The 21,994-nt window shown below is 70.8% G+C and carries 16 protein-coding genes; 8 read left to right on the top strand and 8 right to left on the bottom strand.

All coding sequences use genetic code 11. From position 1 onward, the window contains the following. Positions 1 to 21: 21 nt before the first annotated feature. Positions 22 to 2,022, bottom strand: coding sequence for a serine hydrolase domain-containing protein (locus ACZ5PB_RS07015; protein WP_468688522.1), 2,001 nt, complete (start codon positions 2,020 to 2,022; stop codon positions 22 to 24). Positions 2,023 to 2,311: 289 nt separating this feature from the next. On the opposite strand from ACZ5PB_RS07015, the gene ACZ5PB_RS07010 reads away from it, so the two are divergent. After that, complete coding sequence (locus ACZ5PB_RS07010) at positions 2,312 to 3,469, top strand: cation:proton antiporter (protein WP_468688520.1); 1,158 nt, start codon at positions 2,312 to 2,314, stop codon at positions 3,467 to 3,469. A 402-nt stretch (positions 3,470 to 3,871) separates the two neighbouring features. On the opposite strand, the gene ACZ5PB_RS07005 is transcribed toward ACZ5PB_RS07010, so the two are convergent. Next, positions 3,872 to 5,017, bottom strand: a complete 1,146-nt coding sequence (locus ACZ5PB_RS07005; RefSeq protein ID WP_468688518.1) for a SpoIIE family protein phosphatase — start codon at positions 5,015 to 5,017, stop codon at positions 3,872 to 3,874. 106 nt (positions 5,018 to 5,123) lie between these two features. Here ACZ5PB_RS07005 and ACZ5PB_RS07000 point away from each other — a divergent pair, with 106 nt between their 5' ends. Next, entirely contained in the window at positions 5,124 to 6,371 is a 1,248-nt protein-coding gene (locus ACZ5PB_RS07000) for a GNAT family N-acetyltransferase (protein ID WP_468688516.1), read from the top strand. Between the two features lie 22 nt (positions 6,372 to 6,393). Here ACZ5PB_RS07000 and ACZ5PB_RS06995 read toward each other — a convergent pair whose 3' ends face one another. Further along, complete coding sequence (locus tag ACZ5PB_RS06995; protein WP_468688514.1) at positions 6,394 to 7,203, bottom strand: Fpg/Nei family DNA glycosylase; 810 nt, start codon at positions 7,201 to 7,203, stop codon at positions 6,394 to 6,396. A 227-nt stretch (positions 7,204 to 7,430) separates the two neighbouring features. Then, positions 7,431 to 7,919: a ribose-5-phosphate isomerase gene (locus tag ACZ5PB_RS06990; protein ID WP_468688512.1), complete on the bottom strand. Its 489-nt coding sequence runs from the start codon at positions 7,917 to 7,919 to the stop codon at positions 7,431 to 7,433. Between the two features lie 227 nt (positions 7,920 to 8,146). Between ACZ5PB_RS06990 and ACZ5PB_RS06985 the strand changes: the two genes are divergently transcribed. Continuing rightward, a complete protein-coding gene (locus ACZ5PB_RS06985) occupies positions 8,147 to 9,655 on the top strand; it encodes an amino acid permease (protein WP_468688510.1) in 1,509 nt (502 codons plus the stop codon). Here ACZ5PB_RS06985 and ACZ5PB_RS06980 read toward each other — a convergent pair. Then, positions 9,622 to 11,808 carry a serine/threonine-protein kinase gene (locus ACZ5PB_RS06980; RefSeq protein ID WP_468688904.1) on the bottom strand — a complete coding sequence of 729 codons (2,187 nt, stop codon included), beginning with the start codon at positions 11,806 to 11,808 and terminating at the stop codon, positions 9,622 to 9,624. The two genes, ACZ5PB_RS06985 and ACZ5PB_RS06980, sit on opposite strands and share 34 nt — an antisense overlap. Positions 11,809 to 11,970: 162 nt before the next feature. Here ACZ5PB_RS06980 and ACZ5PB_RS06975 point away from each other — a divergent pair, with 162 nt between their 5' ends. After that, complete coding sequence (locus ACZ5PB_RS06975) at positions 11,971 to 12,747, top strand: LPXTG cell wall anchor domain-containing protein (protein WP_468688509.1); 777 nt, start codon at positions 11,971 to 11,973, stop codon at positions 12,745 to 12,747. A 97-nt stretch (positions 12,748 to 12,844) separates the two neighbouring features. Here ACZ5PB_RS06975 and ACZ5PB_RS06970 read toward each other — a convergent pair whose 3' ends face one another. Beyond that, positions 12,845 to 13,429 carry a biotin transporter BioY gene (locus ACZ5PB_RS06970; RefSeq protein WP_468688507.1) on the bottom strand — a complete coding sequence of 195 codons (585 nt, stop codon included), beginning with the start codon at positions 13,427 to 13,429 and terminating at the stop codon, positions 12,845 to 12,847. A 298-nt stretch (positions 13,430 to 13,727) separates the two neighbouring features. On the opposite strand from ACZ5PB_RS06970, the gene ACZ5PB_RS06965 reads away from it, so the two are divergent. The 3 genes from ACZ5PB_RS06965 (at position 13,728) to ACZ5PB_RS06955 (ending at position 17,546) form a co-directional block, all read left to right on the top strand. Next, positions 13,728 to 15,101: an amino acid permease gene (locus ACZ5PB_RS06965; RefSeq protein ID WP_468688506.1), complete on the top strand. Its 1,374-nt coding sequence runs from the start codon at positions 13,728 to 13,730 to the stop codon at positions 15,099 to 15,101. A 130-nt stretch (positions 15,102 to 15,231) separates the two neighbouring features. Further along, on the top strand, positions 15,232 to 16,692 hold the full coding sequence (locus ACZ5PB_RS06960; RefSeq protein ID WP_468688504.1) for an amino acid permease: 1,461 nt from the start codon (positions 15,232 to 15,234) through the stop codon (positions 16,690 to 16,692). Positions 16,693 to 16,898: 206 nt separating this feature from the next. Further along, on the top strand, positions 16,899 to 17,546 hold the full coding sequence (locus ACZ5PB_RS06955; protein ID WP_468688503.1) for a superoxide dismutase: 648 nt from the start codon (positions 16,899 to 16,901) through the stop codon (positions 17,544 to 17,546). Positions 17,547 to 17,725: 179 nt separating this feature from the next. Here ACZ5PB_RS06955 and ACZ5PB_RS06950 read toward each other — a convergent pair whose 3' ends face one another. Both ACZ5PB_RS06950 and ACZ5PB_RS06945 read right to left on the bottom strand, forming a co-directional pair. Then, entirely contained in the window at positions 17,726 to 18,343 is a 618-nt protein-coding gene (locus ACZ5PB_RS06950) for a hypothetical protein (protein WP_468688502.1), read from the bottom strand. 91 nt (positions 18,344 to 18,434) lie between these two features. Beyond that, positions 18,435 to 19,070, bottom strand: coding sequence for a DsbA family oxidoreductase (locus ACZ5PB_RS06945; RefSeq protein ID WP_468688501.1), 636 nt, complete (start codon positions 19,068 to 19,070; stop codon positions 18,435 to 18,437). A 181-nt stretch (positions 19,071 to 19,251) separates the two neighbouring features. Between ACZ5PB_RS06945 and pepN the strand changes: the two genes are divergently transcribed. Continuing rightward, positions 19,252 to 21,825, top strand: a complete 2,574-nt coding sequence (pepN, locus tag ACZ5PB_RS06940) for an aminopeptidase N (protein WP_468688499.1) — start codon at positions 19,252 to 19,254, stop codon at positions 21,823 to 21,825. Positions 21,826 to 21,994: the final 169 nt, after the last annotated feature.

Here is a 21,994-nt window from a genome sequence, read left to right as displayed (position 1 = left end):
AAGGGGCGGGTGCGGGTGTGGTCAGCCGGTGAGGGGCCAGCCGACCAGGTGGTACGGGGTGAGGACGGCGAGGAAGAGTGCCGCCGAGACTGCCACGAGCGTGTAGTGGATCCGCCCGCCCCTCCCCCACCAGCCGCGCAGCCAGGCGACCGCGGCCAGTACGAGCGTCGCCACGGTGACGGCGACTGCGGCAGTAAGTACTGCCAGGGAGCCGGTCAGCAGGGGTGAACCGCCGAGCATGATCGACTCGTTCATGGTGTTGGTGTCGGCGGCCAGGACGAGGAAGAGCCCGAGGAACACGACCGGGAGGGCCGCCGCCGTCCAGCCGGCCGCCCGGGCGGTACGGGAGCCGGTAGCGCCAGGTGCCTTGCGGAGGCGGCGTACGAGAGCCGTCAGCGGCCAGCCGAGGAGGGCGGTCAGCAGGACCGCGGCGGTGGCACCGAGGGCGTACTGGTGGGTCGTGGCGGACGCGAGCCAGGTGGTGCGGGTGTAGGCGACGGTCGGGTCCTGGCCGCTGAGCAGGGTGCCGTCCTGGAAGGCGAGGGTGTCCTGGCCGTCCCGTTCGCGGTACAGGCCGGGGCCGGTCGCGACCCAGTGCTGGGTGGTCTTGTCCGGGTCCGGGGAGAGCGGGCCTTCGGTGGTCAGTACGCCGTCCTCGCCGGCCGTGACGGTGATGTCGCCGAAGAGGGCGGCTGCGGCGGACAGGTCGCTGTGCGAGGTGCGGGTGGAGCGGTAGGTGCCCTCGTGGTGGGCGGCCGAGACGGTGTTGTCCTTGGCTGCCATCTCTCTCTTCTGCCCGTTCTGCCCGGTGGCGGGGAAGAAGTGGGCCACGAAGGCGTTCACCAGGTCGCGGGCGGCGAAGGCGCCGGTGCTGCCGTCGCCGTCGCCGTTGAAGCTGACGTACAGGCCGAGGTCGCGGTCGGGCAGCAGGGCGAGGAGGGCGTGGAAGCCGGGGACGTCGCCGTCCTTGAGGAGCAGTGGGCGGCCTTCGCGGCGGTCCTGGGTGAGCAGGTACGCCATGCCGTTCAGGCGGGGGTCGGGGCCGAAGTGGCGGGCTTCGAGGGTGGCGGTGGAGGCGGGGCTCAGGATGCGGGCGGAGCCGGCCGCCCCGCCGCCGAGCAGTGCCCGCATGAGCAGGCCCATGTCGGTGGCGGTGGAGACGGTGCCCGCGCCGGTCGGGGACATCGCGCCGAACTGGCCGCGCGAGGGGGTCTGGCCGCCGTTGCCGTCGGGGCGGTGGCCGGTGGCGGTGGTGGGTCCGTCGACGCGCGGGTCGCGCTGGTCGAAAGTGGTGCCGCGCATGCCGAGGGGGCGCAGGATCTGCTCGTCGACGTACGTGGCGAAGGGCCGGCCGGAGACCTGCTGGACGAGGTAACCGGCGAGGGTGACGCCGTAGTTGTCGTAGCTGGCGGTCCGGCCGGGGGCGCGTACGCGGGTGGGCTGGTCGGTGCGGAGGTAGTCCTCGATACTGCCCGCGTCCTTGGGGTCCGTGCGGGCGATGCCGACCAGGGCGGTGTCGAAGCCGGAGGTGTGGGTGAGGAGGTCCTCGACGGTGACGGGGTGGCCGGGGAAGGTGTCGGCGATCTTGAAGGGGGCCCTGGTCAGGTAGCGGTTGACGTCGGCGGAGAGGTCCAGCTTGCCGCGCTCGACCTGCTGCATGACGGCGACGCCGGTGAGGACCTTGGCGACGGAGCCGGTCAGGAAGCCGGTACGGGCGGGGTCGACGGGGGTCCTGTCCGTGGCGTCGGCGACGCCGTAGCCGGCGGTGGCGAGTTGCTGCTTCGCGGAGACGACGGTGACGGCGGCGCCGGGGATGTTGTGGGCGGCGAGGCGGGCGGGGACTTCCTTGTCGAGGAAGGTGCGGAGGGCGGTGGGGGTGGGGGCCGGGGCTTGGGATTGGGCTTGGGCTTGGGCTGCCGGAGCCTGGGTTTGGGCTGCGGCTGGTGGCGCGAGGGTCAGCAGGAGTGCCGTTGCTGCCAGTGCGCTCAGGGCGCCTCTTCGTACGGCTCCTCGTATCGGCATGCCAACTCCCCCGTAGGTCCAGCGCGTTGACCACTGTCGTGTGGTCGGTCGACACGGAGCGTACGGCTGGGCGGAGGGGGTCTCCGAGGTGGTTCGCCACCCGGTTTCGGGTGTACCTGACACCACCTCGGGAGGGGGCGCCGGGAACAACATCGGGGGTGGGCCTTTTGCAACGTAAATCGTTCGGTAAACTAATTACTGATGCTTTCTTGACGCTTGCTTGACGTCTCCTTGACCATCCCTTAGCAGGAGGAGCGGCCCCATCGGACACGCGGACACCCTCATAGCCATGGGCGGCGCCTTTCTCGCCGCCGCCGTACTCGCTCGGCTCGGCGGCCGGATCGGCCTGCCGACCATTCCTCTGTTCATCCTGGCCGGGATACTGCTCGGCCCGCACACACCCGGTTTCGTACTTCTGAAGGACCCGCACGACCTGGAGATGCTCTCCGCGCTGGGGCTGGTCCTGCTGCTCTTCTACCTCGGACTCGAATTCCATCTGGACGACCTCAAGGAGGGCGGCCGGAAGATGGCGGTCGCCGGGGGTGCGTATCTGCTGCTGAACGTCGGTGCCGGGTTCGGGTTCGGGCTGGCGCTCGGCTGGGGGACGGCGGAGGCGCTGGTGCTGGCCGGGGTGCTCGGCATCTCGTCGTCGGCGATCGTCACCAAGGTGCTGGTGGACCTGGGGCGGATCGGCAATCCGGAGACCAGGCCGATCCTCGGGATCATCGTCGTCGAGGACATCTTCCTGGCGCTGTACCTCGCGGCGCTGCAGCCGATCCTGTCCGGGGCGGACAGCCTCGGGGCGGCGGCGGTGGACGCGGGCAAGGCCTTCGGGTTCCTGCTGCTGCTGGCGTTGGCGGCGCGATTCGGGACCAGGGTCATCGGGCGGCTCATCGGGACCAAGGACAACGAGCTGCTCGTCATCTCCTTCCTGGGAGCGGCCGTCTTCGTGGCCGGGGTCTCCGAGTGGTTCGGGGTCGCGGACGCGATCGGGGCGTTCATGGTCGGGCTGATGCTCGGCAGTACGTCGTCCGGGGAGCGGATCACGAAGCTGGTGCATCCGTTGCGGGACGCGTTCGGGGCGATCTTCTTCTTCGCGTTCGGGCTGTCGATCGATCCCGGGGACCTGCTGGTGGTGTGGGGTCCGGTGCTGGTCGCTGTCGCGCTGACGATGGTGATGAACGTGGTGGCGGGGGTGGTGGCCGGGCGGATCTACGGGTTCGGGGCGCGGCCTTCGGCGAACATCGCGACGACGTTGCTGGCGAGGGGGGAGTTTGCGTTGATCCTCGCGACGATGGCGGCGGGGGCGGGGCTGGACGAGAGGCTGTCGCCGTTCATCGCGGGGTACGTGCTGGTGCTGGCGGTGGTGGGGCCGATGGTGGCGGGGAAGTCGGGGTGGGTGGCCAGGGGGTTGCCTGGGGGGCGGAGGGAGAGGGTGGGGGTGTAGGGGTTCGCGGGGTGGGGGGCCGGCCGCTGCGCGGGGCCTTTCCCCTCCCCGCCCCTTCCCGAAACTGGGGCGCTGCCCCAGGCCCCGGCCCGTGCCGGTGGGTGGGTGGGTGGGCGGGCAGGTGGCGGGCCCGGCCACCCCCGGTGGTCATGTGCAGGTAGTACGTGGCTGGCCGCGCAGTTCCCCGCGCCCCTGAGTACTCGTAGCTGGGCGGCGCTGGGCACGAGTAGTCGGATTGGGGGCGCGGGGAACTGCGCGAGCAACCCACCACCGGCCCGCACATCCGAACCCCTGGCCCCGCGGAGCGGTTTAGGTGAAGGGGTGGGGAGGGGCATCGCCCGCCGCAGGCGCGATACCGCCCGGCGCTTCGAGGGCGGCGCCGCGGACGGTATGTCCGTTGGGTCAGCCTCGGCACAGGAGGAGTAGGGCTCTGTCGTCGTTGACGTCCTTGGCCACTGCCTCGATCAAATGCCACGCCGCGCCCTCGAAGCCCGCCGCCACGTAGCGGTCCGCTTCGCCGGTCAGGCGGTCGACGCCCTCGCTCAGGTCTCGGCCGGGGGCCTCCACCAGGCCGTCGGTGAAGAGCATCAGGACGTCGCCGGGGGCCAGGACTCCCTTGGCGGGGTCGAAGTCGGCGCCGTCGTAGACGCCCAGGAGGGGGCCTTCGCCGGACTTTTCCTCCCAGCGGCCGCTGCCCGCGTGGAGTTGCAGGGCGGGGAGGTGGCCGGCGGAGAGGAGTTCGTACTCGCCGGTCTCCAGGTCGAGGACCAGGTGGATGGAGGTGGCGAAGCCCTCGTCCCAGTCCTGGCGGAGGAGGTAGCCGTTGGCGGCCGGGAGGAAGTGGTGGGGCGGCAGCGAGCCGAGCAGGCCGCCGAAGGCGCCGGAGAGGAGCAGGGCGCGGGATCCCGCGTCCATTCCCTTGCCGGACACGTCCGTCAGGACGACCTCCAGCGTGCGGCCGCCCTCGCCGGTGCGGGTGGCGACCACGAAGTCGCCGGAGAAGGACTGGCCGCCGGCCGGGCGCAGCGCCATCTCGCTGTGCCAGCCCTTGGGCAGGGCGGGCAGCGCGCTCTGTACGCGGATGCGTTCGCGCAGGTCGAAGAGCATGGTTCCGCCGCGCCGCCACGGCACCCCGACCCGTGCCCGGAACTGGGCGATGACCAGGCCGAAGAAGCCGCAGGCGGCGACCGTGAGGACCGTGCCGGGGGTGACTCTGGCCGGGCCCTGGGTGTACGGGCCGAGCACGACGGACTCGATGATCAGGGCCGTCGCCGACGCCGCGTACAGCCCCAGCAGACTGGCCGGGCGGAGCAGCAGTCCGCCCGCCACGATCGGCAGGACCAGCATCGAGGGCGCGCACCACACCGGCAGCAGGATCGTCCCGAACGCGATCGCCGGAACGGTCAGCAGGAGGAAGGCCAGGGCGAGCCAGTCCGAGCCGTCGCCGCGGAAGTAGTCGACCCCGGACCGGCGCAGCCCACCGCGGACCCGGTGCGCCCGCTTGCGCATCCGGGCCGTGAACGAGTCGACTCCCACTGCGTGGCCCATTGGCCAGGACACTACCGACCCTCCCGGCTGCCCCGCAGGGGGACCCCTATGACATCGCGTTCGAAATGAGTGGCTTGTCATGCCGGGCCACTGGTAGGCATGGCATATGACTACGGAACTGCGGGTGCTGTCCGAGGGCGAGTGGGACACCTGGTACGCGACCCTGGAGCGGGCCTTCGGCGGGGTCGAGGAGGCTCCCGAGGAGAAGGCGCTGTGGCGGGACCTGACCGAGTACGACCGGTCGCTGGGCGTCTGGGACGGGGCCGACTGCGTCGGTACCGCGGGCGCCTTCAGCTTCCGTATGACGGTGCCCGGCGGGGCATCGCTGCCGGTCGCCGGGATCACCATGGTCGGCGTCGCGGCCACGCACCGGCGGCGCGGGATCCTCACGTCGATGATGCGCCGGCAGCTGGACGACGTACGCGCGCGTGGTGAGGCCGTCGCCGTGCTCACCGCGTCGGAGCCGGCGATCTACGGCCGGTTCGGGTACGGCGCCGCGACGTTCGAGATGCGGGCCGACATCGACACCGCGCGGGTCTCCCTCGCCGTACCGGAAGGTACCGAAGGCATACGACTGCGGTACGTGCCGGTGACCGACGGGGACGTACACCGGGCGTGCGAGGAGATTTACGCGCGCGCCGTGTCCGGGCGGCCCGGGATGCTGGCGCGGCAGCCCGGCTGGGACCGGGTGCCGGTGCTGGACCCGGAGAAGGATCGGGGCGGGGCGTCCGCCCTCCAGTGCGTGCTGGCCGAGGACGGCGAGGGACGGCCGGTGGGCTTCGCGCGCTTCCGGGTGAAGCCGGAGTGGGGCGCGGCGGGCCCCGACGGGGTGGTGGTCCTGGCGGACCTGGAAGCGGCCGGTCCGCTCGCCCCGCAGGCGTACGCGGCACTGTGGCGCTTCCTGTTCGACGTCGATCTGACGTCGAAGCTGGTCACCCGCAACCGGCCCGCGGACGACGCCTGGCTGCATTTGGCGTCCGACGTCCGGCGCGCCGGGGTGCGGCTGCGCGACTCGATGCACGTACGGCTGGTGGAGGTGGGGGCGGCGCTGGAGGCGCGGACCTACCGGGCGCCGGTGGACGTGGTGTTCGAAGTGGAGGACCGCTTCTGCCCCTGGAACGAGGGCCGTTGGCGGCTGACCGGCGACGCCAAGGGCGCGGTGTGCACGCGGACCGCCGACCCGGCCGATGTGGCTTTGTCGGTACGGGAGTTGGGTGCGGCCTATCTCGGCGGGGTGTCGCTGTCGGCGCTGGCCTCGGCCGGGCGGGTGCGGGAGCTGCGCGAGGGCGCGGTGGCGGAGGCGGCGCTGGGGTTCGGGTCGGACGTGGCGCCGTGGCTGGCGCACGGGTTCTAGGTCCGGGGCCGGTGGGGGCGGGTCAGGTCTGCTGGCAGGTGGGGCACCAGAAGAGGTTGCGGGCGGCGAGGTCCGCGGTGGCGACCTCGGTGCCGCAGAGCAGGCACGGCTGGGTGGCCCTGCGGTAGACGTAGACCTCGCCCCCGTGGTCGTCCTTGCGGGGCGGGCGGCCCATCGCCTCGGGCGTGTGCTCGGGGCGGACGGTGTCGATCCGGTTGTTCCGCACGCCTTCGCGCATCAGGGCGGCCAGATCGTCCCAGACCGCCTGCCACTGGGCGGGGGTGATGGCTTTGCCCGGGGTGTACGGGTCGATGCCGTGCCGGAAGAGGACTTCGGCGCGGTAGACGTTGCCGACCCCGGCGATGACCTTCTGGTCCATCAGGAGGGCGGCGATCGTCGTACGGGAGGCCCTGATGCGGCGCAGTGCGCGGTCCGGGGCGGCGTCCGCGCGCAGCGGGTCCGGGCCGAGGCGGTCGTGCACGGCCTGCTTCTCAGCGTCCGTGATCAGGGCGCAGGTGGTGGGGCCGCGGAGGTCCGCGTACGAGGTGGTGTTGAGCAGGCGCAGGCGGATCGTGTCCGTGGGGGGCGGGGCGGGGGCGTCGCCCAGGGCGTACTTGCCGAAGAGGCCGAGGTGGATGTGGATCCAGTGGCCGCCCTCGAACCCGAGGAAGAGGTGCTTGCCGTGGGCCTCGGCGGTCTCCATGACCTTGCCGGTCAGGAGGGTGGCGGCGGCCGTGAAGCGGCCCTGGGGGCTGGTGGGGTGGGGGGCGGTGCCGGCGAAGTGGGCCAGGTGGTCCTCCGCGAGGCGGTGGATGGTGTGGCCTTCGGGCACGGGAAGCTCCTGGGGGGCGGGGGGGACGTGCGGGCCTCGGGGCTTGGGTGTGAGTGGCGGGCCGCGCCGGGTGTGCGGGTGGGGGTGGGTTGCTCGCGCCCGCGCGGCGGAGCCGCACATCGGCACAGCCCCGCGCCCCCCACCCGACTGCTCGGGCCCAGCACCGCACGGTTCCCCGCGGCTCCGCGCCCCTGAGTGCTCAAGGGCGCGGGGACGTGCGGGTTCGGTCAGGGCTGCTGGGGGTGGTGCGGGGGAATCGGGGGGAGTTCGCCCGTGGTCTCGTACGCCGCGAGCATCTCGATGCGGCGGGTGTGGCGCGGCTCGTCCGAGTACGGCGTGGAGAGGAAGATCTCCACGAACTTGGTCGCCTCCTCCTGCGAGTGCATGCGGCCGCCGATCGAGATGACGTTCGCGTTGTTGTGCTCGCGGCCGAGCGCCGCCGTCTGCTCGGACCAGGCGAGAGCGGCCCGTACGCCCTTCACCTTGTTCGCGGCGATCTGCTCGCCGTTGCCCGAGCCGCCGATCACGATGCCCAGCGCGTCCGCGTCCGCGGCCGTCCGCTCGGCGGCGCGGAGGCAGAACGGCGGGTAGTCGTCCTGGGCGTCGTAGATGTGGGGACCACAGTCGACGGGCTCGTGGCCATGGGCCTTCAGCCACTCGACGAGGTGGTTCTTGAGTTCGTATCCGGCATGGTCGGAACCGAGGTACACGCGCATGGGGGAAGTGTGGCACGGGACGCGACGGGTAGGGGGGACCGATGTGAGGACCTTGGTCCCTCCGCATTCGGGACCTGCGCCCCCGGACTTTCGTCCGTACAACGATCCGGAATCAGCTCTTCCGATTCACCTCCGGCTCAGCTTGAATGCGGAGGCTCGTAACCCGAGCGTCAGGACCCTGAGGGCCCGATGACGTGCCCGAACGAAAAGATGAATGAGGATTGTGCATGAGCGCGCAGCCGACCCAGGCGGAGATGAAGTCCGCGGAGCCAGGCGGTTCCGGTAACCCCGGAAGCCCCGGTTCCCCGGACAACGGCGGGCTCCAGGCCGGCCTCAAGAACCGCCACCTCTCCATGATCGCGATCGGCGGTGTCATCGGCGCCGGTCTGTTCGTCGGCTCCGGTGCGGGCATCGCCGCCGCCGGGCCCGCGATCCTGCTGTCGTACGCCCTGGTCGGCGCGATGGTCGTGTTCGTGATGCGGATGCTCGGCGAGATGGCCGCCGCCCGGCCCTCCTCCGGTTCCTTCTCGGCCTACGCCGACCAGGCGCTCGGCCGCTGGGCCGGCTTCTCGATCGGCTGGCTGTACTGGTTCTTCTGGGTCGTGGTGCTGGCCGTCGAGGCGACCGCGGGCGCGAAGATCCTTGAGGGATGGATACCGGCGGTACCGCAGTGGGGCTGGGCCCTGATCGTCATGCTCGTGCTGACCGCGACGAACCTCGCCTCGGTCTCCTCGTACGGCGAGTTCGAGTTCTGGTTCGCGGGCATCAAGGTCGTCGCGATCGGCGCGTTCGTCGTCATCGGTCTGCTCGCCGTCTTCGGCATCCTGCCCGGCTCCGACAACCCGGGCGCCGGATTCGCACACCTCACGGACACCGGGGGCTTCTTCCCCAAGGGGTACGGGGCGATCCTGACCGGTGTGCTGATGGTCGTCTTCTCGTTCATGGGCTCGGAGATCGTCACGCTCGCCGCCGGTGAGTCCGAGGACCCGCAGCGCGCCGTCACCAAGGCCACCAACAGCGTCATCTGGCGCATCGGCATCTTCTACCTCGGCTCGATCTTCGTCGTCCTGACGCTGCTGCCGTGGAACGACAAGTCGATCGTCGCCGAGGGCGGTTCGTACGTCGCCGCCCTGAACTCGATCGGCATCCCGCACGCCGGCCAGATCATGAACGTGATCGTGCTGACCGCCGTGCTCTCCTGCCTCAACTCGGGTCTCTACACCGCCTCCCGGATGGCCTTCTCGCTCGGCCGCCGCAAGGACGCCCCGCGCTCCTTCACCACGGTGAGCTCGCGCGGTGTGCCGCGCGTCGCCATCCTCGCGTCGGTCGTCTTCGGCTTCGTCGCTGTCTTCTTCAACTACATGTGGCCGGACACCGTCTTCCAGTTCCTGCTGAACTCCTCCGGCGCGGTCGCCCTCTTCGTCTGGCTCGTCATCTGCTTCACGCAGCTGCGGATGCGCGGCATCATCCTGCGCGAGGACCCGTCCAAGCTGGTCGTGAAGATGTGGCTCTTCCCGTACCTGACCTGGGCGACGATCGCGATGATCTCGTTCGTGCTGGTCTACATGCTCACCGACGACGCCGGCCGCACCCAGGTCCTCCTGTCGCTCCTGGTGGCCGCGCTGGTCGTGGGCTTCGCCCTGATCCGCGAGACCGTCCAGAAGCGCAACGGCACGCTGCCTGTGGACGCCGCTGCCGACGCTCAGAGCGGTACGAAGGACTCCGTCACCCGCTGATAGTTCTGGAAGGCCTCTTCGCGGGCGGCCTGTTCGAACCAGACGTTGAGCTGGTACGACTTGCCGCCCGCGTTGAAGCCGATCTGCCGGGCCTGCCAGGGCTTGCCCGCCTGGGTGAAGGTGTACTCCCAGATGATCGCGGGCCGGTCCTGGAACGTGGTCCGCTCCAGCCGGATCTTCGAGTAGCCCGCCACGTCGTGCGAATCGGCCTCGAACTGCTCCCACTGCTTCAACAGATCGCCGCCTCGTGCCAGTCCGTACGAGGCGGCGATTTCCTGTGTGCCGTCCGGCGAGTGGTAGTGGACGTTGGAGGGGCTCTTCGCGCTGCGCGTCCAGTTCGGCGGCGGCACCCAGGCGAACCCCGTCTCGTTCCGGTTGCCCGGGCGTACCCCTGAGGTGGGTGGGCGGGCGGTCCCGGCGACGGTCGGCTCGGTGGTCGGCCCGCCGCTGCTCCCGGTCTCCCGCTTCGTCCCGGGGTCGTTCCCCTGTGTGAGCACGATGACCAGCGTCGCCACCACCGCCACCCCTATCCCCGCACCGGCCACGGCGGCGGCTCGGGTACGGGTGTGGGTGTGGGTGTGGGAGCGGTGGTGGGGGGTGGGAGTTGGGGGTGAGGTGGCCTCTGGGGGTGGGGTTTCTTCGGGGGTTTCTTCAGGGGTTTCTGGGGCTTCCGGGGTTTCGGGGGCCGCTGCCTCGGGTTCGGCGGGCTCTTCGGGGGCGGCTTCGGGGGCAGTGGAGGGCGGTTCCGGGCTGACGGGCTCGGTGGGGGGCAGTGGGGCCGCAGGGGACGATTCGTCCGCCGACGGAGCGGGGGATTCCTCCCGGGGGACGGTCGTCGGCGGCGGGAACGGCACGACCGGTGAGGCCTCCGGGCTGCGGCGGAACCGTACGCCCCGGCCGCGCTTGCCTACCGGCGCGTCCTCGGGGGGCGGTGCCGTCGGAATCCGGAGTTCCGCCGTGTCCGAGCGGCTGACGGGGCCGGTTTCGGGTTCGGCTGCCGCGTCAGCCTCGGTTTCTGTTGCGGCTGCCGCTGCGGCTTCCGGTGGCTCCTCGGGTGCGGGCTGCGGCTCGGGGGCGGGCTCCGCCTCCGGCTCCGGCTCCGGCTCCGGCTCCGGCTGCGGTGTCGGCTCCGGTTCAGGTGTCGGCTCCGGGGTCGGCTCCACCCGGGTCGGTTCGTACGCCGTCGCGGGGGGCGGCTCCAGCGGTTCCGGCGGGGCTTCGGGGGCTGCCGGGACCGCCGGGACTGCCGGTTCCACCCGTTCCACCCGTTCCACCCGTTCCACCCGTTCCACCCGTTCCACCAGTGTCGGGGTCCTCGGTGGGGACAGCACCGCCTCCAGTGAGGCGTACAGCTCGTCCACCGTCGGGCGCGCCTCCGGTTCCTTCGCCAGCAGGGCGGTGAGCAGGGGGGCCAGTTCGCCCGCCTCAGGTGGGATTTCCGGCTCCTCGTACAGGACCGCGTGCAGCGTGGCCATGGTCGTGGGGCGGGTGAAGGGGGAGGTGCCCGCGACCGCTGCGCACAGGGTGGCGCCCAGGGACCACAGGTCCGAGGGGGCGCCCTGCTGCCGGCCGCCCACGCGCTCGGGGGCCATGTAGTCCGGGGAGCCGACCAGCATGCCGACGATGGTGAGGGCCGTCGTGTTCTGGATGGCGGCGATACCGAAGTCGGTGAGGACGATGCGGCCGTTGTCCCGGCCCAGGAGGACGTTGCCGGGTTTGATGTCGCGGTGCAGCACCCCGCGCGCGTGCACCTCGCGCAGGGCCGCCGCCACTCCGAGGCCGATCCGGGCCGCCTCGCGCGGCGGTACGGGTCCGTCCTCGACGAGGAGTTGCTCCAGTGATCGTGAATTCACCAGCTCCATCACGATCCACAGCCGCTCGCTCTCGTCGGCGACGTCGTAGACCCGCACCACATTCGGGTGGTCTATACGAGCCGTGGCCCTCGCTTCCCGCAAAGTCCTTTCCCGGCGAATTCGATTGTCCTCTGCATCCAATCCGTCGACACGCATTTCCTTTACGGCGACGGAGCGGTCCAGGATCTCGTCGTAGGCACGCCACACACGCCCCATGCCGCCCTGGCCTATCGTCTCCCCCAGCCGGTAACGACCGGCGATCAATAACCCCTGCACCCCGCCACTCGTAAACCCCGGCATTCCCGTCCCCCTCCTCAGCACCTGCTGCGACCAGGACAGAAGCATTAACTTCCCACCATTGCATCACAGTTGGACGCAATCTTGTGGTACTCCTGCATGTACAGCTGGCGCTGTCCCGAAAAAGGGGCCGGCTGACGCTGTTCAGAATAAGGGGGCCGGGAAATGCTCGAAAAGATCGGTAAAGAGATCGTCGGCAAGCGCACTGGATCTTGCCTGGCGATCGCGGCAGCGTCTGTACTCATCCTTCCGTACGGCGCATTCGCCGCCGAACCCACACCCGGAAGCACTCAGGGCGGTACCCCCGGCCCCAGTGCTCCCGCCGACCTGAAGATCTCGACGGAACTTCCCACAAAGATTTCGGTCGACAACAAAACAGGAAAGACAAAAATCACCGCGACAGTGGCGAACAAGGGCGCAAAGCCGACCGGTCAGATCACCATGGCCGTCGTCGGCTTCGACGGGCTGAAGGTCAACGGCGTCCCGGGCTGTGTGCCGGTCCCGGCCGACCGGCTGCCCAAGGGCTCCAACAGCGGGTTCGCCTGTGTCGTCGCCGACCTCGCCGCCGGAAAGTCCAAGTCGTACGAGGTGGACGCCACCTTCGACCTGAAGAAGACCGGCAAGATCTGTCTGCCGGTGACCGAGGGCACCAGCGAGAAGCTGCTCTGGCAGCAGGGCCCGGTCGACTTCGGCACCACCACCCCGACCCCGAACGCACCCGACACCCCCCTCCTGCTCAACACGGTGAACGTGCCGTTCGGGCCGGACTCCCCCTCCCCCGCCCCCGGCGACAGCAAGCCCCCCGGCAAGCCCGGCGGGCTGCCCAGCACCGGTGTTGGCGCGGACGCGCTGCCGCTCGGCGTGGCCGGGGCGCTGCTGCTCACGGCGGGTGGCGCGGGCTTCTGGTGGAGCAGGCGCGACCGCTCCGTGAAGCAGCACTGAGCGCACGGCGGCAGGAATGAAGAAGGGGCTGTCCCGGGGTGGTCAACCCGGGACAGCCCCTCCGTACGACGTACGGACCGAGCCGTGGGAGCGGGCCTCAGCCCTTGCGGCCCGCCAGCTTCCACGCGGCCGGCAGTGCGCCCATCGCCAGCGCCGCCTTCAGCGCGTCACCGATGAGGAAGGGGACCACGCCCGCCGCGAGCGCGGCGCCCAGGCCCATGCCGGTGACGGCCATCAGGTACGGGACACCGACGGCGTAGATGATCGCGGAGCCGACCACCATGGTGCCCGCGGTCCGCAGCACCGAGCGGTCGCCGCCGCGCCGGGCCAGCGCGCCGACGGCCGTGGCGGCCAGCAGCATGCCGATGACGTAGCCGAACGAGGCGCCGCCGGGGCCGGACGTACCCGCCTGGAACCACGGCACCCCGGCCATGCCCACCAGCGCGTACAGGGCCAGCGACAGGAAGCCGTTGCGGGCGCCGAGCGCGGTGCCGACGAGCAGGGCGGCGAAGGTCTGGCCGGTGACCGGGACCGGCGAACCCGGTACGGGCACGGCTATCTGGGCCGCGATGCCGGTGAGCGCCGCGCCCCCGACCACGAGTGCCGCGGTGCGGACGCGGGTGGCCGGCAGGAGGTCGGCAAGGACCGCACCGGGGCGGGCGGATACGGCAGCAGTGCTCATCGGGACTCCGCGGTGAAGAAGAGGGGGGCAGTCAGGGACATGGCGACGTTAGCCCAGGGGTCAACGCCCGATCACCCTAGAGCGCCGACAAAGCAGGGAACAGGGACTTGGTGGACATCACACAAAGAGCGGGCGGCCACGGCCGTACGACCGGAGGTGACGTGATGCGCATCACTGGCGCCGCAGAGAGATAGGTCCCTTTTGCGCGGTGGGCGCGCGAGAGGGGAGACTGTGGGGTCCCGCCAAATCCCAGCGGCCGTGCAGCTGTGCTCCACGGCCCTTCGAGAGCACGAGCGCCATGCACGACGAGCAGCAGCTCCGTACGCCCGACCTCACGGCACCCGAGGAGCCCCTGTCGCACGGGCTCAAGCAGCGCCATCTGACCATGCTCGGTCTGGGCGGGGTGATCGGTGCCGGTCTGTTCGTGGGTTCGGGGCCCGGCATCGTCCTCTCGTACCTGATCGCGGGCGCCATCGCGATGCTGGTGATGCGGATGCTGGGCGAGATGTCGGCGGCGATGCCGGCCTCGGGGTCGTTCTCGGTGCACGCGGAGCGGGCGCTCGGCCGGTGGGCGGGGTTCAGCGTCGGCTGGCTCTACTGGTTCCTGCTGGTCGTGGTCCTGGCGGTGGAGGCGACCGGGGCGGCGGCGATCGCGAACGGGTGGGTGCCGGGGGTCCCGCAGTGGGGCTGGGTGCTGATCTTCATGCTGGTCTTCACGGCCGCCAACCTGGCCGCGGTGAAGAACTTCGGTGAGTTCGAGTTCTGGTTCGCCGCCCTCAAGGTCACCGCGATCGTCCTCTTCCTGGTGCTGGGACTGCTCGCGGTCTTCGGGGTGCTGCCCGACACCGATCCGGTCGGCCTGGCGAACCTGACCGGCCAGGGCGGTTTCCTGCCCAACGGCTGGTCGGGGGTGATCTCCGGGGTGCTCGCGGTGGTCTTCGCGTTCGGCGGCCTGGAGGTCGTGACGATCGCCGCCGCCGAGACCGACGACCCGGCCCGCGCGGTGGGGCGCGCGGTGCGCAGCGCGGTCTTCCGGATCCTGTTCTTCTACGTCGGCTCGATGCTGGTCATCGTGACGCTGCTGCCGTGGACGTCGATGACGCCGGGGCTGAGTCCGTACGTCGCGGTCCTCGACCACATCGGGGTCCCCTCCGCCGGCACCCTCATGAACATCGTGGTCTTCGTGGCGCTGCTCTCCGCGCTGAACGCCAATCTGTACGGGGCGTCGCGGATGGTCTTCTCGCTGGCCGAGCGCGGCGAGGCGCCCAGGGGGCTGCTGCGGACCAGTCCCGGCGGGGTGCCGCGCCGGGCGGTGCTGGCGTCGGTGGCGTTCGGGTTCGTCTCGGTGGTGCTCAATCTGCTGTGGCCGGACACCGTCTTCCTCTACATGCTCAACGCGGTCGGTGCGGTGCTGCTCTTCGTGTGGGGGCTGATCGCGGTCTCGCAGCTGAAGCTGCGGCGGCGGATCGAGCGGGAGATGCCGGAGCGGCTGACCCTGAGGATGTGGGCGTTCCCGTATCTGACGTGGGCGGCGCTGGCGGCGATGGCGGTCGTACTGGTGCTGATGCTGCTCGACGACACGGCGCGGCCTCAGCTGCTCTGGTCGGCGGGGGCGACCGCACTGGTGCTGCTGGTGGCGGTGGTGCGGGAGTTGCGCGCGAGGCGTGCCTAGATATTCACGGTGTGTGAGCGTGGTGTCCGTATAGCGGTCCACTGTTCCCTCTGAGCGGGATGCGTGCCGAGACTGATGGCCACTTGCCGTCCGCTCCCCCACCGTCTCAGCTAGTGAACAGGGCACGCCCATGTCTCGGACCTCCGCGCCGCCGCCCCCGCCCGCCGACGCACAGGCGTCACAGACGTCACAGGCGTCACAGGCGTCACAGAGCGAAGGACCCTCGGGCTCCTCGCTCGGCAGCGGTCTCAAGCAGCGCCATCTCTCGATGATCGCCCTGGGCGGGGTGATCGGTGCCGGGCTCTTCGTCGGGTCGGGCACCGGCATCGCCGCGGCGGGCCCCTCCATCGTGATCGCGTACGCGATATCCGGCCTGATCGTCATGCTGGTGATGCGCATGCTCGGTGAGATGTCGGCGGCCAACCCGGCGTCGGGCTCCTTCTCGGTGCACGCCGAGCGGGCGATCGGGCCGTGGGCGGGTTTCGCGGCGGGCTGGTCGTTCTGGGTGCTGCTGTGCGTGGCCGTCGGCATGGAGGGCATCGGCGCGGCCAAGATCATGACGACCTGGCTGCCGGGTACGCCCGCGTGGGCGTGGGTGGCCCTGTTCATGGTGGTGTTCCTGGGGACCAACCTGGCAGCGGTGAAGAACTTCGGTGAGTTCGAGTTCTGGTTCGCCGCCCTGAAGGTCGGTGCGATCGCACTGTTCCTGATCATCGGTGCGCTGGCCATCGTCGGCTTCCTGCCCGGTTCGGACGCCCCGGCGCCCGGTACGGCGAACCTCACCGGCGAGGGCGGTTTCTTCCCGCACGGCACCGAGGGCCTGATCGTCGGTCTGCTCGCCTCGCTGTTCGCGTACGGCGGTCTGGAGACGGTCACCATCGCGGCGGCCGAGTCCAAGGACCCGGTGCGCGGTGTCGCGGGGGCGGTGCGGACCGCGATGTGGCGGATCGCGCTGTTCTACGTCGGCTCGATGGCGGTCGTGGTGACCCTGGTGCCGTGGGACGACAAGAAGGTCGTCGAGGTCGGTCCGTACGTCGCCACCCTCGACCACCTGGGCGTCCCGGGCGCGGGTCAGATCATGAACGTGATCGTGCTGGTCGCGCTGCTCTCCGCGATGAACGCCAACATCTACGGTGCCTCGCGGATGGCGTACTCGCTGGTCGAGCGCGACCAGGGGCCGAAGTTCCTGGCCAAGGTGTCCGGCGGGGTGCCGCGCCGTGCGGTCATCGCCTCGTCGGCCGGCGGTTTCCTGTGTGTGCTGCTGAGCTACTGGCGGCCCGACGACATCTTCGTGTGGCTGCTGAACATGACCGGTGCGGTCGTTCTGGTGGTCTGGGTGTTCATCGCCGTCTCGCAGCTGATCCTGCGCCGCCGCACCGAGCGCGAGGCGCCGGAGAAGCTGGTGGTGCGGATGTGGCTGTTCCCGGTGCTGACCTGTGCGGCGCTGGTGGCGATGCTCGGGGTCTTCGTACTGATGGCGCTGGAGCCGGGCACCCGCGAGCAGTTGTGGATGACGGTGGCGCTGACGGTGGCGCTGGCCGCGGTCGGTTTCGTACGGCAGAAGACGAAGAAGGAGGGGGCGAGGGGCTGACGCCCGCCCCGACGGCCTCCGGGAGCCCGTTCCGCGCACTGTGCGCGGGGCGGGCTTCCCGCGTTTTCGGGGGGGGTGCTCCGGCGCTTCTCCGCCCCCGGCCCTAGGCCCATTTACTGAGGCAGACCTTAGCTGCCGCTTCGAATAACTGCTGGTAGCGTGCAGCTGCATACGACTTGCAATAAGCATCGGAGGGGTCGGACGACATGGCCATTTACACGCTTCCTGAACTTCCGTACGACTACGCGGCGTTGGAGCCGGTGATCAATCCGCAGATCATCGAGCTGCACCACGACAAGCACCACGCCGCGTACGTCAAGGGCGCCAACGACACCCTGGAGCAGCTCGAAGAGGCTCGCGACAAGGACGCCTGGGGCTCGATCAACGGTCTGGAGAAGAACCTCGCGTTCCACCTCTCCGGCCACATCCTGCACTCGATCTACTGGCACAACATGGCGTCCCCGAAGGACGGCAACGGCGGCGGCGAGCCGACGGCCGCCGACGGCGTGGGCGACCTGGCGGACGCGATCACCGAGTCCTTCGGCTCCTTCGCCAAGTTCAAGACGCAGCTGACCAAGGCCGCGGCGACGACGCAGGGCTCCGGCTGGGGCGTGCTCGCCTACGAGCCGGTCAGCGGCCGCCTCATCGTCGAGCAGGTCTACGACCACCAGGGCAACGTCGGCCAGGGCTCGGTGCCCGTCCTGGTCTTCGACGCCTGGGAGCACGCCTTCTACCTCCAGTACAAGAACCAGAAGGTCGACTTCATCGAGGCGATGTGGGCGGTCGTCAACTGGCAGGACGTGGCGAAGCGGTACGCCGACGCGAAGAACCGCACCCCGCTGATCACTCCGTGACCCGGAGTCCGCGGTAAGCACCCTCCCGCCCGACCGGCGGGACCCCAAGCGCCCTGCTCGTGATCGTCTTCTCAACCTTCCCGGGCGGGTGGATGGACGAAGAGCCCCTGCGAGGACATGACTCGCGGGGGCTCTTCTGCGTCCGGGGTCCCTGCGTCCACGGGGGCCGGGGCACGTGCTCAGCGGGGCAGGTAGCCCGTACGGCCCGAGGCGACGAACTCGTGGGCGAGGCCCGTCTCGTGGAGCCGGGCGAACGGGGTGAACGGGATGCCGAACTCCGATTCGCCCCGGTCGAAGTTCCAGGTCTTGTGGAACTCCACCCGGTAGTAGTGCGGGTTGGGGCGCACCACGCGGTACTGGATGCCGCGTGCGGCCAGCCACCAGTCGAGGGACGTGGACGGTTTGATCAGGATGCCGCGCCAGTCGTCGGTGCCGGACCACAGGCCCGCCTCGGCGGCCATCAGGCGGGCGTTCACCGCCGCCCGGACGGGTGGCAGGGCCGCCAGGGTGGCGGCGTCCAGCGGGTACGGGGCGCCGGTTCCGCCGAGGTAGTGGCGCAGGGTGCCCGAGGCCCGGCGCAGCCCGGTCAGCCGCCAGAGGCCGGCCAGCAGGTAACACCCTGCCCGCACCACCCGGTCGGTCGGGCGTACGGGCAGGGTGGCATGGGGGGCGTTGTCGTTCGGCAGGGACGGGTCGGTGCGCTCGCGTCCGGGGGGCAGCTCCGCTTCGTGCGCGGGTGCGGGGACGCGGGGGGACCCGCCCTTGCCTATGTCGCCGCGTATCTCACCTGTCTCCATAGGGGGACGCTAAGGCGGGCCGGGCCGGGGCGCCTGTTGGGCGCGTCCGGTCGGCGGGGCCGGCCGCACAGGAGACCGGCCGGGGCAGGGGTCAGTCGAAGACCGGCTCCTGGGTGCGGGTGCGCTTCAGCTCGAAGAAGCCGGGGGTGGAGGCCACCAGCAGGGTGCCGTCCCAGAGGCGGGCTGCGGCCTCGCCCTTGGGCGACGGGGTGACGACCGGGCCGAAGAAGGCGATCTGCTCGCCGTCGGGGCCCGGTACGGCGATGACGGGGGTGCCGACGTCCTGGCCGACCAGGGTGATGCCCGCGTCGTGCGAGGCGCGCAGTTCCTTGTCGTACGTCTGCTGGGTGGCGAAGTCCGCGAGGGAGGCGGGCAGGCCGGCCTCGGCGAGCGCCTCGGGGATCACGTCGGGGTCGGTGACGCCCCGGCCCGCCACGTGGATGCGGTTGCCGAGCGCCGTGTAGAGCCGCCCGACGACCTCGTCGCCGTGCTGCTGCTGGGCGGCGATGACGACCCGGACCGGGCCCCAGGCGGACTTCATCGCCTCCGCGTACTCCTCGGGGACGTCGCGCCCCTCGTTGAGCACGGCCAGGCTCATCACGTGCCAGCGGACCTCGACGTCGCGGAGCTTCTCGACCTCCAGCATCCAGCGGGACGTCATCCACGCCCACGGGCACAGCGGGTCGAACCAGAAGTCGGCGGGAGTCTTGGCAGCCGTATCGGACATGTCGGTATCTCCTCGGTGCGGGTCGCCAGAAGCGTCGTCGGACTCCGCGGCGGCGGGGCCGCGGTGTCTGCCGGGACAACCCTCCGCGCCCCGCGCCCATTCCCGTGTTCGATCCGACAGGTGCACATGCGAGGATCGGTCCTGTTTCGAGTGTGCAGATACGTGTCACGAAGGAGTGCCCGTGCCCGGTGAGAACCTTTCCCGCGACGAAGCCCAGACCCGGGCGGAGCTGCTGTCCGTCGACGGCTACGAGGTCGCGCTCGACCTGCGTTCCGCGGTCGGCGAGCACGAGGGGGATGGGCCGCGCACGTTCCGCTCGGTGACGACGATCCGCTTCCGGTCGGCGACGCCGGGCGCCGCCACCTTCGCCGACCTGGTGGCCCCCTCGGTCAACTCGGTCACCCTGAACGGCACCGCGCTCGACCCGTCGGCCGTCTTCGACGGGGTGCGGGTCACCCTGGAGGACCTGGCCGCCGAGAACGTCCTGGTCGTCGACGCCCAGTGCGCCTACAGCCGTACCGGCGAGGGCATGCACCGCTTTGTCGACCCGGAGGACGGCGAGGTCTACCTCTACACCCAGTACGAGCCGGCCGACGCCCGCCGGGTGTACGCCAACTTCGAGCAGCCCGACCTGAAGGCGCCGTACCGCTTCTCGGTGCGGGCGCCCGAGGGCTGGACGGCGTGGAGCAACGGCGCGGGCGAGCTGGACGCGGACGGGGTCTGGCAGTTCGCGGAGACCAAGCCGATCTCGACGTACATCACGGCTGTCCTGGCGGGCCCGTACCACTACGTGAGCGACTCCTACACGCGCACCTTCGAGGACGGCTCCACGCTGGAGATCCCGCTCGGCGCGATGTGCCGCAAGGGTCTGGCCAAGCACTTCGACGCGGACGACGTCTTCCTGATCACCAAGCAGGGCCTGGACTTCTTCCACGACAACTTCGACTTCCCGTACCCCTTCGGGAAGTACGACCAGGCGTTCGTGCCCGAGTACAACCTCGGTGCGATGGAGAACCCGGGTCTGGTCACCTTCCGCGAGGAGTACATCTTCCGCGGCCGGACGACGTCCTCGGCGTACGAGGGCCGGGCCAACGTCATCCTGCACGAGATGGCGCACATGTGGTTCGGCGACCTGGTCACCATGCAGTGGTGGGACGACCTGTGGCTGAAGGAGTCCTTCGCGGACTTCATGGGCTCCTTCTCGATGGTCGAGGCGACCCGCTTCACCGACGGCTGGATCACCTTCACCAACCGCCGCAAGGCGTGGGCGTACCGCGCCGACCAGCTGCCGTCCACGCACCCGATCACGGCCGACATCCGTGACCTGGAGGACGCCAAGCTCAACTTCGACGGCATCACCTACGCCAAGGGCGCCTCGGTGCTCAAGCAGCTGGTGGCGTACGTGGGCCGGGACGCCTTCCTGGAGGGCGCGCGCCGCTACTTCAAGGCGCACGCGTACGGCAACACGCAGCTGGGCGACCTGCTGTCCGCGCTGGAGGAGACCAGTGGCCGTGACCTGGGCGAGTGGTCGCGGTCCTGGCTCCAGACGGCGGGGGTCAACTCGCTGACGCCGGAGGTCACTTACGACGCCGCCGGGCGCATCACCGAGCTGGCCGTGGTGCAGGAGGCCGCCGCGTCCCACCCCGAGCTGCGCCCGCACCGCGTCGCGGTCGGCCTGTACCGGCTTCAGGACGGTGACCTCGTCCGTTACGCCCGTACGGAGACGGACGTGGCGGGTCCGCGCACGGTGGTGAGCGAGCTCGCCGGGGCGGAGAAGCCCGCGCTGATCCTGGTCAACGACGACGACCTGACCTACTGCAAGATCCGCTTCGACGCGCTCTCGCTGGACACGCTGCGCGCCCACCTCGGGGACCTCACCGACCCGCTGGCCCGCGCGCTGTGCTGGTCGGCGCTGTGGAACCTGACCCGTGACGCGCTGATGCCCGCGCGGGACTTCGTGGACCTGGTGCTGCGGTTCGCGGGCCGCGAGAGCGACATCGGCGTGCTCCAGATGCTGCACAACTGGACGCGGACCGCGCTCACCCACTACGCGGCACCCGAGTGGCGCGAGGAGGGCGGGCGGCTGCTCGGCGAGGGGGCGCTGCGGGAGCTGCGGATCGCCGAGCCGGGCAGCCAGCACCAGCTGACCTGGGCGCGCTTCTTCGCGGCGGTGGCGTCCTCGGAGAGCGACCAGCAGCTCCTCGAAGGGCTGCTGGCCGGCACCGCGAAGATCGACGGCCTGGAGGTCGACCAGGAGCTGCGCTGGGCGTTCCTGTCGCCGCTGGTCGCGCAGGGGCGGGCCGACGAGTCGGCCGTCGCGGCGGAGCTGGCGCGCGACGACACGGCGTCCGGGAAGCGGCACCAGGTGCGCTGCCTGGCCTCGCGTCCCTCCGAGGCGGTCAAGGCGCAGGCGTGGGCCGCCGTGGTGGAGTCCGACGCGCTGTCGAACGCGCTGGTCGAGGCGACGATCGGCGGCTTCGAGCAGGGCAGCCAGCGGGAGCTGCTGGCGCCGTACGCGGCGAAGTACTTCGACGCCATCGAGCGGGTGTGGAGCGAGCGTTCCATCCAGATCGGGGTGCTGGTGGTACGGGGCCTGTACCCGGCTCTCCAGGACCCGGCGGCGACCCTCGCCGCGACGGACGCCTGGCTGTCCGCGCACGAGGACGCGGCGCCGGCGCTGCGGAGGCTGGTGCTGGAGTCCAGGGACGACCTGGCGCGGGCGGGCCGTGCGAGGGAGTGCGACAGCAGGGCGTAGCGGGTGGAGTGACGTGGAGGGGCCACGCGCGCGGGGGTGCCGCGCGCGTGGCCCCTCCCGTCTGTCCTCACCGGCCCTCACCTGCCCGCCACCTGGGGGTGTCCCGGTTTCGGGCCGGTCGGGCCGGGGCACTGCTCGGCAGTCGAACAGCCGTACTTTAGGGCGGTGT

The organism is Streptomyces sp. NPDC032721 (genome assembly GCF_055579625.1).
Note: the sequence above shows the minus strand (reverse complement) of the source record. Positions and strands in the feature narration are given on the sequence as shown.

Bases quoted from the DNA above. Each gene is read 5' to 3' on its own strand.
- ACZ5PB_RS06945 (WP_468688501.1), bottom strand. From the start codon at position 19,070: ATGTCCGATACGGCTGCCAAGACTCCCGCCGACTTCTGGTTCGACCCG.
- ACZ5PB_RS07015 (WP_468688522.1), bottom strand. From the start codon at position 2,022: ATGCCGATACGAGGAGCCGTACGAAGAGGCGCCCTGAGCGCACTGGCA.
- ACZ5PB_RS06955 (WP_468688503.1), top strand. From the start codon at position 16,899: ATGGCCATTTACACGCTTCCTGAACTTCCGTACGACTACGCGGCGTTG.
- ACZ5PB_RS06990 (WP_468688512.1), bottom strand. From the start codon at position 7,919: ATGCGCGTGTACCTCGGTTCCGACCATGCCGGATACGAACTCAAGAAC.
- ACZ5PB_RS06980 (WP_468688904.1), bottom strand. From the start codon at position 11,808: ATGCCGGGGTTTACGAGTGGCGGGGTGCAGGGGTTATTGATCGCCGGT.
- ACZ5PB_RS07005 (WP_468688518.1), bottom strand. From the start codon at position 5,017: ATGGGCCACGCAGTGGGAGTCGACTCGTTCACGGCCCGGATGCGCAAG.
- ACZ5PB_RS06975 (WP_468688509.1), top strand. From the start codon at position 11,971: ATGCTCGAAAAGATCGGTAAAGAGATCGTCGGCAAGCGCACTGGATCT.
- ACZ5PB_RS06950 (WP_468688502.1), bottom strand. From the start codon at position 18,343: ATGGAGACAGGTGAGATACGCGGCGACATAGGCAAGGGCGGGTCCCCC.
- ACZ5PB_RS07000 (WP_468688516.1), top strand. From the start codon at position 5,124: ATGACTACGGAACTGCGGGTGCTGTCCGAGGGCGAGTGGGACACCTGG.
- ACZ5PB_RS06960 (WP_468688504.1), top strand. From the start codon at position 15,232: ATGTCTCGGACCTCCGCGCCGCCGCCCCCGCCCGCCGACGCACAGGCG.
- ACZ5PB_RS06985 (WP_468688510.1), top strand. From the start codon at position 8,147: ATGAGCGCGCAGCCGACCCAGGCGGAGATGAAGTCCGCGGAGCCAGGC.
- ACZ5PB_RS06965 (WP_468688506.1), top strand. From the start codon at position 13,728: ATGCACGACGAGCAGCAGCTCCGTACGCCCGACCTCACGGCACCCGAG.
- ACZ5PB_RS06970 (WP_468688507.1), bottom strand. From the start codon at position 13,429: ATGAGCACTGCTGCCGTATCCGCCCGCCCCGGTGCGGTCCTTGCCGAC.
- ACZ5PB_RS07010 (WP_468688520.1), top strand. From the start codon at position 2,312: ATGGGCGGCGCCTTTCTCGCCGCCGCCGTACTCGCTCGGCTCGGCGGC.